8 protein-coding genes are annotated in these 12227 nt (G+C 52.0%); all 8 read left to right on the forward strand.

Going from position 1 to position 12227, the window contains the following annotated elements; all coding sequences use genetic code 11:
* Position 1 precedes the first annotated feature (1 nt).
* The 8 genes from ABJ225_RS20735 to ABJ225_RS20770 all read left to right on the forward strand — a co-directional run bounded on the left by ABJ225_RS20735 (position 2) and on the right by ABJ225_RS20770 (position 12223).
* On the forward strand, positions 2-994 hold the full coding sequence (locus ABJ225_RS20735; protein ID WP_347321514.1) for an aldose epimerase family protein: 993 nt from the start codon (positions 2-4) through the stop codon (positions 992-994).
* 109 nt (positions 995-1103) lie between these two features.
* A complete protein-coding gene (locus ABJ225_RS20740; protein ID WP_056540109.1) occupies positions 1104-2483 on the forward strand; it encodes a Glu/Leu/Phe/Val family dehydrogenase in 1380 nt (459 codons plus the stop codon).
* A gap of 1343 nt (positions 2484-3826) precedes the next feature.
* On the forward strand, positions 3827-5119 hold the full coding sequence (locus ABJ225_RS20745; protein WP_235563697.1) for an ABC transporter substrate-binding protein: 1293 nt from the start codon (positions 3827-3829) through the stop codon (positions 5117-5119).
* Between the two features lie 93 nt (positions 5120-5212).
* Complete coding sequence (locus ABJ225_RS20750; RefSeq protein WP_048006566.1) at positions 5213-6067, forward strand: carbohydrate ABC transporter permease; 855 nt, start codon at positions 5213-5215, stop codon at positions 6065-6067.
* Positions 6064-6885, forward strand: coding sequence for a carbohydrate ABC transporter permease (locus ABJ225_RS20755; RefSeq protein WP_079515442.1), 822 nt, complete (start codon positions 6064-6066; stop codon positions 6883-6885). Before ABJ225_RS20750 ends, ABJ225_RS20755 begins: the two co-directional genes overlap by 4 nt.
* Positions 6886-6899: 14 nt before the next feature.
* On the forward strand, positions 6900-9125 hold the full coding sequence (locus ABJ225_RS20760; protein ID WP_347321515.1) for an alpha-galactosidase: 2226 nt from the start codon (positions 6900-6902) through the stop codon (positions 9123-9125).
* Positions 9122-10264: a galactokinase gene (locus ABJ225_RS20765; RefSeq protein ID WP_347321516.1), complete on the forward strand. Its 1143-nt coding sequence runs from the start codon at positions 9122-9124 to the stop codon at positions 10262-10264. The genes ABJ225_RS20760 and ABJ225_RS20765 overlap by 4 nt, the downstream gene beginning before the upstream one ends.
* Positions 10265-10285: 21 nt before the next feature.
* Positions 10286-12223 carry a beta-galactosidase gene (locus ABJ225_RS20770; protein WP_347321517.1) on the forward strand — a complete coding sequence of 646 codons (1938 nt, stop codon included), beginning with the start codon at positions 10286-10288 and terminating at the stop codon, positions 12221-12223.
* Positions 12224-12227: the final 4 nt, after the last annotated feature.

A 12227-nucleotide genomic window follows, 5' to 3' on the forward strand; every position in this document is an offset into this window, starting at 1 on the left:
CATGATGAAGAAAGAAGTTGGAGTACACAAAGGAGAGGCGGTATTCGAATACACGCTTGAAAATGCCACGGGTCTGAAGGTATCCATCCTGACCTATGGCGGCATCATCTCATCGATCATGATTCCGGACCGTGTAGGGGATCTCGCAAATGTCGTGCTATCCTATGATTCCCTTGAAGGATACCAAAGTGATGAGTATTGTATCGGGGCAATGATTGGCCGGGTGGCCGGTCGCCTGTCCGCTGCCCGGTATTCGTATGAGGGCCACGAAGTCCTGCTTGATCGCAATGAAGGGGAGAATCATCTACACGGAGGATGGAATGGCCTCAATCAAAAGGTGTGGTCGATGAAAGAAGTAACGGAGGATTCGTTGACATTGGAGATCGCATGTGAGGACGGGGAAGGCGGTTACCCCGGAAGCGTCATGATCCAGGTTACCTACACCCTTTCCGACAAGGATGAACTCACCCTTTCCTATTCGGCCATCCCGGATCAAGATACCCCGATCAATCTCACCAATCACAGCTATTTCAACCTGAGTGGGGATCCCCGCTTGGATGTTACCGATCATGAACTGCAGCTTAAGTCACGGCGATATCTTGAGCTTGATGATGAACAGCTTCCCACGGGGGCTATCCTTCCCTTGTCACAAGGAGGCTTCCGGTTTGAGGGGCCTATCTCGGAAAACAGGACCGACATCGATCATCCTTTCCTTCTGGAAGGACACTTCAGTGAAGAAATCTCTTTGCATCATCCCGCTTCTGGGAGGAAACTGGTCATTGAAACGGATCAGCCTGCCGTCATTGTCTATACGGGTGCCGGACTGGAAGGTGCTCAGCTGGCAGGTGGAAAGGCCAGCAGCCATCCGGGAATTGCCCTTGAAACCCAAGGCTATCCCGATGCCCCGAACTATTCCGATTTCCCATCGATTATGGTCAGGGCGGGAGAAGAATATCGGGCGAAGACGACGTATCAATTCCTGGTCCAGGATTAAATGGAGAGTGTGCCGTGATGGCGCGCTCTTTTTTTGAGCCGGAAATGTTTTTAACATATACTGGAGGGGAAGGGGATAAAGAAAGCATTTACATAACGGGAGGGATTAGGTGATCAGTCAAACAAGGAAGATCGTTCAAAAATCATTGGATGCACTGCTTGAAGATGAATCATTTTTACCGGGGGTGAAGGATGAATCGAGGAAGAAGGCGTTCAGCTCGCTGACTTCGATCCTTTCGACCCCCAATCATATACATAAGTCCTTTTTGAGGATCGCCCTCGAAAATGGACGTGTGGAAAGGATCCCGGCGTTCCGGGTACAGCATAACAATGCCCTCGGTCCTTATAAAGGCGGGATCCGCTTCCATGAATCCGTCAATGAGGAGGAAGTGGAGAACCTCGCTTCCCTCATGACTTTGAAGAATGCCCTCCATGACGTGCCGTTCGGCGGAGGGAAAGGGGGGATCCTCCTCGATCCGAGGGACTACTCCGAGAAGGAGCTTCATCTGATTTCCAAAAAGTATGTCCAATACTTCAGTGATATCCTCGGTCCCGACAAAGACATCCCGGCGCCCGACATGGGATCTGGGGAACGGGAGATGGACTGGATGATGGCGGAATACAAGAGCATCCGTCCCGGGCATCCCTACAGGGGAAGTTTCACTGGCAAAAGCGTCGTGAACGGTGGTTCCCTCGGCAGGAGGGAAGCAACCGGAAAGGGAGTGTTCTTCTCACTCAAGTACCTCCTCCACGATTTCATGAAGGATAAGAAAAGCTTCCTGACGAAAAACGATGGCGTATTCGCCAAAAATCTCTTGAAGCTAGAGGACCGCCCCTTGAAGGTGGCCGTCCAGGGATTCGGGAATGTGGGGTCGGTCGCTGCCCTCGAAGCTCATCAGTCCACCCACCTGTCCATCAAGGTGGTGGCCGTCAGTGACCGGAATGTGATGCTCTACAATGAAGACGGACTCGACATACCGGGCCTCATCGAATACGCCCAGAAGAACCGCGGCGATCTGCCCGATACAGAGGTGGCCCTGGAGGAAGCAGAGGTCAAAGCTGAGGTCCACGACCGGGACGACGTGCTCTACCTCGAGCTGGATGCGCTGATCCTGGCCGCGCTGGAAGACCAGATCCATAAGGACAATGTGGAAAAAGTGAAGGCGAATATCATCGTGGAAGGAGCGAATGCCCCGATTGAGTCGGAGGCCGACGCTTCTCTCAATGACCGCGGCGTCATCGTCATCCCGGATATCTTGGCGAATGCCGGCGGGGTGATCGTCTCGTACTTCGAGTGGCTGCAGGGGCGGGAGACGCAGTTTTATTCGGAGGAAGAAGTATTCAAGATGCTGTATGAAAAGATGACGCATACGTTCGATACGGTGCTGCCGATGTTCTTCGGTGATCCGTTCTCGTTGCGGCAGAATTGTTATATTCATTCTGTGATGAAGTTATCCACCGTGCTGTATCGGCAGGGGAAGCTGTACTGATGGAGGAGAGAGCCCTTTGGTTGAGGGCTCTTTTTGTTTTGGGGTGGAGAGAGAGGGTGAGTAGTTTTATCTACGGGGCATCCTTTATTGAAATAGAAATGGAGGGAGTGGAAAGATGTGTCCGTTCCGTTTCGCTGCGGCCGTCCGCTTTCCGAGGGGAGTGGTTCGAGCTTCCTCGTACCTGCGGGATCTCTCCCGCACTCTATTCCCTACGGAGTCGGCCGGCCTCCGCTGCACTGCACTCTTTGGTGAAGATAAGGTGAGTGATTCTGGTCGCATGTTCACCACGCCTTGTTTTAATTGAAAAATGTGGTGAAGAGATGTGTCCGTTCCGTTCCGCTGCGGCCGTCCGCTTTCCGAGGGGAGTGGTTCGAGCTTCCTCGTGCCTGCGGGATCTCTCCCACACTCTATTCCCTACGGAGTCGGCCGGCCTCCGCTGCACTACACTCTTTGGTGAAGATAAGGTGAGTGATTCTGATTCCATCCTTACCATCCCCTAAATTTAATTAAAAGAGTGGAGAAGAGATGGGGGCGTTCCGTTCCGCTGAACTACGAGGTAAGGATAGGGGTAGGGTTAGTAATTCTGTACGCAGCCAACTCTCTCTTTTTATATGCTTAAGATGTATTTTAGTAAATTAATAGGTTAATATCTCTCAAACTTTTTTTATTTGGACAATCTATCCGCACGAAAGGTCTTTCCCCATAAAGAATGCTAACCACCATTCCAACCAAGAGTGCATTGAAGCGGAGGCGACTCGACTCCTGCGGGAAAAGAGGCAAGGTTGAGACCCTGGAGGCGCAGCCGAAGCGGCTCAACTGCCTCCCGCCGGAAAGCGAGCCGCCGCAGCGGAAGGGAACGTCCATATCAGCAATCGCAACTACATTCGATGCTAAAAATGAATCAACCTCCCCCAAACATCTCCATCCTCTATTAATCTTTAATCAATCAAGGGCTTGTACCGAATACATAAGAGATTTATTTCCCCACCCAACCAAGAGCGCATTGAAGCGTAGGTGACTCGACTCCTGCGGGAATAGAGGCAAGGTTGAGACCCTGGAGGCGCAGCCGAAGCGGCTCAACTGCCTCCCCGCCGGAAAGCGAGTCGCCGGAGCGGAAAGGAACGTCCATATCAGCAATCGAAACTAAAAACCTCCATAAATATTGGGTTGCTCGACGGTCTATTTTCACAAAGTAAAAAACTATTAAAATTTTTAGTAAAAAATTTCTTGACCTCCCTGAAATAGTTTACTAAAATCAAAAGTAAGATGTAAACGCTTACTATAAGTTTTTCAGCTTAGTAATAACCTTTAACACATATCGAAACACAAAGGGGATGAAGAGGATGAAAAAGTTAGTCGTATTGATGGGGATCATCGCGACCCTGATCATTGCCGGATGCAGCTCCAATAGCAGCGGCGGAGATGGAAAAGACAAAGACGGCAAAGTGACCCTCACAGCCTGGGCGTGGAACGTGAACGTCGGGGCATTGAACGAAGCCATCAAAACGTATGAAAAAGAAAATCCAGATGTGAAATTGAAAGTCGAGGATATCGGACGCCTTGACGTATATGACAAACTCTCAACCGGTCTTGCAGCCGGCGGTGTCGGCCTGCCGGACATCGTGCTAGTTGAAGATGACCGGATCCACGGATATGTGGAAGCGTTCCCGGATGGATTCGTGAACCTTTCCGAAAAAGGATTCAAGGACCATGAAGATAAATTCCCATCCTTCAAGAATGACCTTGCCCAAGTAGACGGCGATTACTACGCCATGCCATTCGATGCCGGTCCTTCAGGAATGTTCTACCGCAGAAGCGTTTTTGAAGAAGCGGGCGTGAAAGCAGAAGACATCGAGACATGGGATGACTTCCTTGAAGCAGGTAAGATCATCAAGGATAAAACAGGGGTAGCTGCCATGCCGCTTGATATGTTCAAGGATGATCCGACATTCCGGATGATGCTGAATCAGCAGGGCACATTCTACTTTGATGAAAAAGGCAATATCGACCTGACAAATCCGAAAGCCGTGAAGGCGATGGAAATTCAGAAGAAGTTCGCAGATGCCGACTTGATCAAGAACGTCGATGGATGGAACGGTACGGTTTCTGCCACGGCTGACGGCTCGGTTGCAACGATTCCATTCGGTGCATGGTACTACGGAACGATTGTCGATCAGGCGAAAGATACAAGCGGCGACTGGGGTGTGTTCCCTCTTCCTGCCATTGAAGAAGGTGGCAATCGTGCAGCGAACCTTGGCGGCGGTGGCTGGATGATTCCTGCTTCCTCTAAAAATGCCGATGCTGCTTACAAGTTCATGGAGTTCTTCTCCACGGATACCGATACGCAGATCATGGCCATGGAAGATTACGGTCTGTTCCCTTCCTTGAATACAGCCTATGATTCTGAAGTGTTCACTGAAGGCGTCGAGTTCTTCGGAGGTCAGGAAATCTGGTCATTGTTCGCAGATGAGATGAAGGATATCCCGACTGCGTACTATACAAAGGATTATTCCCTGGCGCTGGATGAAGCGATCAAAGCACAGGCTGATATGTTCAATGGCACCAAAGCAGATAAGGCCCTCGAAGATGCGGCCAAACGATTGAAGGACCGTACGAAGCGGGATATCAATAACTGACGATTCACGATGATGAGAGAGATAGAGCCAGGATCACTCCGGGACCTCGTGTCTCTCTCTTTTTTTATTGAATCATAGAGAGAAGGTTGATGTATGAAGACGAAAGCCTATATTCCCTACTTATTTGTCGCACCGGCACTTGTGCTGTTCAGTGTGTTCATGCTGTATCCGATCATCTCGTCCCTGATCATGAGTTTTCAATCGGGACAGGGGGCGAATCTTGCCTTTGTCGGCATTGATAACTACAAGCGGCTCATGTCGGATGAAATCTTCCATAAAGCATTGAAGAATACGTTCATCCTCCTGATCATTCAGGTACCGATCATGGTACTGCTCGCCCTCATTTTATCTTCCATTCTTAATTCCGCACTGCTCAGGATGAAGGGGTTCTTCCGGGTCACATTCTTCCTGCCTGCGGTCACCTCGCTAGTGGCCTATTCCATCATCTTCTCCATCATGCTCATGAACGATGGGGTCATCAATCAGGTGCTGGCGGCCGTCGGACTTGATGCCATTCCGTGGCTGAACGATCCATTCTGGGCGAAGGCTTCCTTGATCCTCGCCATGACGTGGAGATGGGTCGGGTACAATATGGTCATTTATCTTGCAGGGCTACAGAACATCCCTGAAGAAATGTACGAAGCAGCGAGCATGGACGGGGCATCGAAGGTCCGTCAGTTCTTCTCCATCACCATCCCGCAGCTGAAGCCGGTCATCCTGTTCACCGTCGTCCTGTCGACGATAGGGACCCTGCAGTTATTCGATGAGCCGTTCGTGCTCACGAAAGGCGGACCGAGTGATGCGACGCTGACAATCGGAATGTACTTGTATCAAACCGGTTTCCGGTACTTCGACTTCGGCTATGCCTCAACGATTGCCTACGTCATCGTGGTGCTCATCGCCATCATGACATTCATCCAATTTAAAGTAACGGGGGATCAAGAATGAGAAAATCCATCGGTAAAAAAATCACCATGTATGTTGTCCTAGCCATCGGTGCCTTGATTTCCCTCTTTCCGTTCTACTGGGCGGCCATCGGGGCGACGAACGAGAGTGGGAAGCTGTTCTCGAAGCCTCCCGTCCTGATTCCCGGTTCGAAGCTTGTTGAAAACGTCAAAAACCTGAATGAAGCAATCGACATCGGACGGGTCATGTTCAACTCCTTGTTCGTGGCGATTATCTATACCGTCCTCAGCCTCCTGATTTGTTCCATGGCCGCTTATGCATTTGCCAAGTTCCGCTTCAGGGGTCGGAATATCATCTTTGGCATCTTCTTGCTATCCATGATGGTGCCGTATCATGCGACGATCATCCCGCTTTTCAAGATGATGGCGAACTTCGGCTGGCTTGATACGTATCAGGCATTGATCCTGCCGAACCTTGCGTATCCATTCGCCATCTTCCTCATGAGGCAGAATATGCTGGCGTTCCCGAATTCATTGATCGAGGCGGCGCGTATCGACGGATCAGGTGAATGGAAGATCTTCTTCCGGATCGTCATGCCGTCCATGAAGCCCGCCCTTGCCGCAACGGCGATCTTCTTGTTCCTGTATCAGTGGAACAGCTTCTTGTGGCCTTTGATTGCACTATCATCGAATGAAATGTACACATTCCCGGTTGCCCTGTCCTCTCTATTCGGTCTATCGAGGATCGACTATGGTCAGGTCATGTCGGGTGTCACCATCGCTACCATCCCGATCATCATCTTCTTCCTCGCCCTCCAGCGCCAGTTCATTTCAGGCATGCTCGGCAGCGCGGTGAAATAAAGGAGGCCATTTGAGTGCCGATCTTTGTCAATAACGAAACCAACCAGTTCCACCTCCAGGGGAGGAACGTCAGCTATATCTTCACCATCTTGAAAAACGGTCATCCCGGCCATCTCTATTACGGGAAAAAAATCCGCCATCGGGATGACTTCTCCCGTCTGCTTCAGCTTCCGTCAGAACCCCTTGGAAACATGTGTTTTCCTTATGAGGGGGATCAGCTCTTTTCCTTGGAGTTCTTAAAACAGGAATTCCCGGTGTACGGAACGTCCGATTTCCGTGAGCCCGCCGTCGTGGTAAAGCATGCAAACGGTAGCCGTACGTCCGGATTTGTCTATCAATCTCACAGAATCGAAAAAGGGAAGCCTTCCTTGGAGGGTCTGCCGGGGGTGTATACGCATTCCGATGAGGAAGCGGAGACCCTTATCATAACCTTGCATGACGGGGTGGCCGATGTTGGGCTGGAGCTCCTCTATACCGTGTTCCATGAACGCGATACCGTGATCCGCAGCTCCCGGATTGTGAACCGGGGAGAAGAGCCCATCACGGTGGAGCGGCTACTGAGTGCGTCTGTTGATTTTCCGGATCAAGACTATGACTTCCTTCATTTGAACGGGGCATGGATCCGGGAAGGACATGTGGAGAAGACGGGCTTGAGGAAAGGGCTGCAGTCCATCGACAGCAAGAAGGGTGTATCAAGCTCCAAGCATAATCCGTTCTTTGCCCTTTGCTCTAAAGCGTCGACGGAAGATGCAGGAGAGGTCTACGGGTTCAGCCTCGTCTACAGCGGGAACTTCTTTGGTGGCGTCGAAGTCGATGCCCATGATGTGTCACGTGCCATGATCGGCATCAATCCGTTCGGTTTTGAGTGGCGGTTGGAAAAGGGTGAGAGCCTGCAGTCGCCGGAAGCGGTCATGGTCTACTCAGACCAGGGCCTTGGAGGAATGAGCGGTTCGTACCATGAGCTCTATCGCTCCCGTTTGGCGAGAGGGGAGTGGCGTGATCGTGAGCGTCCGGTCCTGATCAATAACTGGGAAGCGACGTATTTCGATTTCCACCAGGATAAACTCCTCGACATTGCCGGGGAGGCAGCGGATCTCGGTATTGAACTGTTCGTCCTCGATGACGGGTGGTTTGAAGGACGGGATCATGATACATCCTCCCTTGGTGACTGGACGCCGGATAAGAGGAAACTTCCGCAAGGATTGAAAGGGTTGCGGGAAGCCATGCAGGCGGATCAAGGCTTTGGCATCTGGGTGGAGCCTGAAATGATTTCAGTGAAGAGTTCCCTATATGAAGAACACCCCGATTGGGTCCTTGGAGTGGAGGATCGACCTCTGTCCCATGGGCGCAATCAGTTCATCCTCGATCTTACCCGGGATGAAGTGGTCGAGCATTTGTATCGCGTACTCAGCGATGTGTTCAGCTCGGCGAATATCATGTATGTGAAATGGGATATGAACCGGAATATGACGGAAGTCGCTTCCAGGGAACACCTCCAGGGAGAGGTGGCCCACCGCTACGTATTGGGGTTGTACGCCCTTTTGGAACGATTGACGAAGGCGTTCCAGCATATCCTGTTTGAATCCTGTGCAAGCGGTGGCAACCGGTTCGATCCAGGGATGCTTCATTACATGCCCCAGACGTGGACGAGTGACAATACTGACGCTGTGGAACGATTGAAGATCCAATGGGGGACATCGCTCGTCTATCCCCTTTCTTCCATGGGGGCCCATGTGTCCAATTCACCGAACCACCAGACAGGGCGCTCGACTCCGATCGAGACGAGGTTCCATGCGGCCATGTTCGGCGCCTTCGGCTATGAGCTCGATGCAACGGCTCTTACCGACGAGGAGAAAGCGGCGGTACGGGAGCAGGTCACCTTCTTCAAAGCCAATCGCAGGCTCATTCAATTCGGCTCGTTCCACCGCCTTAAAAGCCCGTTTGAAGGAAGTGATGCGGCCTGGATGGTATCCGATGGCAACGAAGCGATTCTTGCCTTTTACAGGGTACTTGCGAAGCCGAATCCTTCTCTCATCCGCGTGCGCATGCGGGGACTTGACCCCGATAGCCTTTATGAGCTGAAGGGAAGCGGGACCCGCTACTATGGAGATGAATTGATGAATGTCGGCTTCCTGATTCCCCCGTTCTTCAGCGGGACTGTGAGGACCGAGAATACCGTAATGACAGGAGATTTTCAATCGGCGATCTGGAAGTTTGAAAAAGTGGGGGATGCACGATGAAGAAACTGACCGATGTATTTGGAGGAACGGAAGAGGGTGTCCGTACATTCTTCGCGCCTGGCAGGGTGAACCTGATTGGTGAGCATACGGATTATACAGGCGGTCTTGTTCTGCCTTGCGCCCTCGGTGTGGGTACCTATGTGTCAGCCAGGGAAAATGGGACCGACTTGATCCGCCTTTTTTCCGAGAACTTTCCTGAAGCGGGAATCATTGAAGTGCCGGTCTATCACCTTGCATATGATCCGGAAGATGGCTGGGCGAACTACCCGAAGGGCATCTTTCACCATCTCCTTCAAGGGGAAGCGCGTGGGATGGATCTGTACTATCAGGGGAATATCCCCAATGGTGCCGGCTTATCTTCTTCAGCCTCCATTGAGATTGTCACTGCGATCCTGGTGGATGAGTGGTACGGCCTAGGGCACTCCACGCTTGATCTGGTCTTGATCAGTCAGGAAGTGGAGAACCGGTATATCGGGGTGAACTGTGGAATCATGGATCAGTTTGCCGTCGGGTTCGGGAAAGAACATCGGGGCGTCCTCTTAGACTGCGGCAGCCTGAAGTATGACTACATCCCTTTGCCCCTTGAAGGCATCTCCATCGTGATTGCCAATTCGAATGTACGACGTGAGCTCGCAGGTTCTGCTTATAATGAGCGGCGGAAGACATGCGAGGATGCCCTTATGAAGCTTGAAGGGATTGCGTCCCTGGGGGAGCTGACGCCGGACGACTTTGCCAGGATGGTGCCGAGGTTATCCGATGAGGAAGCAAGACGTGTCCGTCATGTGGTGACGGAAAATGACCGTACACGTCGGGGGGCAGAGCTTCTGCAAAACGGAGATATTTATGGGTTCGGACAGTTGATGAAGGAGTCCCATGAATCTCTGCGGGTCGATTATGAGGTGACAGGCGATGCCCTTGATACTCTAGTCGATGCCGCCTGGGAGCATCATGGAACAATTGGAGCGCGCATGACGGGTGCGGGATTCGGTGGATGCACAGTGAATCTGGTGGCTGAAACCGCCGTGCCGTCTTTTATTCAGGAAGTAGGAAGTGCCTACCAGAGCTCGACAGGAAGGAACGCCAGTTTTTATGTAGTGAAAGCTGGAGCGGGAGCAAGTGAAGTCACCGCGACCAGGTAACGATAGAATGGAGGAAACGATATGTATTTGGGAGTAGATTATTATCCGGAGCATTGGCCGAAAGACATGATGGATGAAGACCTTGATGGCATCAAAGAAATGGGATCCACCATGATCAGGATCGGCGAATTTGCTTGGCATCTCATGGAGAGCAGGGAAGGGGAATTCGACTTTTCCTTCTTTGATGAAGTGATATCGAAAGCAAAGGAGCGGAATCTGTCCGTCATGTTCGGGACACCGACGGCGACGTTCCCGGCGTGGCTCGCGAAGAAGCATCCGTCCATCTTGTCAAAGGATGAGAGGGGGCTCACGAGGAGCTTCGGGGGGAGAAGGCAGTATTGCTTCAATTCCAAGGATTATTGGGCCTACAGCTCGCGCATCACTGAGGAGCTCGTGAAGCACTACAGCAAGGAGCCTGGCATCACCGTCTGGCAGATCGACAATGAGTTCGGTCACGAAGGCAGTGATCAGTGCTACTGCGGGCAGTGTCATGAAGGGTTCCAGACATTCCTTGAGGATAAATACAAGACCGTCGACGAGCTCAATGAGCGCTGGGGCACGATCTTCTGGGGGCAGACGTATAACGGATTCGACGAAATCCCGATGCCGACCCCGACAGTCACGACGCACAACCCATCCTTGAAGCTCGATTGGGCAAAATTCCGTTCGTTCTCCGTGAATCGCTATGCGAAAGAAATGGTGAGGATCGTCAGGGAATTCAAAGGCGATCATCAGCTTGTCACGACGAATGTGTCGGGAGGGTTCTTTGATAAGTGGTTCGATCACCCTGAGCATGCCCGGGAGCTTGATGTCGTTTCGTACGATAACTATCCGGTGTGGGGTGGTCTGACGGAACCGATTTCGCCGGCAGAAGTGGCTATGAACCATGACTTCAACCGTGGTCTCCTCGGAAAGAACTACTGGATCGTGGAGGAACTCATGGGGGCGCAGGGACATGACGTCATCGGGTATCTGCCACGGCCGAATCAGGCGAAGATGTGGTCCTACCAGGCGTTTGCACACGGTTGTACCGATCTTCTGTACTTCCGGTGGAGGGGGATGACCAAAGGAGCAGAGCAGTTCTGCTTCGGGGTCGTGGACCATGATAACCACCGGGGACGCAAGTATAAGGAAGTCCAGTCCCTCTTCTCTGAGATCAAGTCTCACGAAGAGCTGTTGAACGCTCCGATCCAAGCCGATGTCGCCGTCCTGTACAGCTATGCCAACATCTGGTCATGGCGCTCACAGGTCCAGAGCTCGGGCTTCGACTTCACGAAGGAGCTGACGCGGATGTATCAGGCGTTCTACGACTGGAACACCGCTATCGATGTGATCCCTGTCGACCGGTCGTTTGATTCGTATAAAGTACTGGTCGTGCCTGTGATGCAGATGATGGATTCTAAGCTGTCTGACAGATTGCGGACGTTTGCCGATAACGGCGGGACGATCCTCTTCTCCTTCAGGACGGGACTAAGGGATGAGGACAATAACATCCGTCTCGGGGAAGCCCTGCCTGGTATGGTGAACGACCTGTGCGGCATCCGCATCCATGAAACCGAGGCCCTTGCCGACGGGCAGGAATTGACCGTCAGAGGTGAGGGGACCGGGACGGTCACGGTATGGCGTGACCTTATCACCCCCGACACGGCCGAGGTTCTCTACCGCTATCAGGATGCATTCTACGAAGAAAAAGCCGCCGTTACACGGAACACCTATGGAAAAGGGCAGGTGTATTACATCGGTGGAGGGCTTGACCAAGAGTCATTGAAGGAAATCGGAAAGAGCGTCATCGACCGCCACGGAATCTGGTCCATGGACACCGAACCAGGGGTCGAAGTGTATAAGCGTACGCTGGATGGCAAGGACCATCTGTTCCTGCTGAACCATACGGGAGACGAAAAAATCGTCGGTAACCATACGCTTGCACCCTATGCCAGCACCATCGTGGAATGGGAATAACTCA

Source organism: Rossellomorea sp. RS05, assembly GCF_039822645.1.
GTDB classification, from domain to species: Bacteria; Bacillota; Bacilli; order Bacillales; family Bacillaceae_B; genus Rossellomorea; species Rossellomorea marisflavi_B.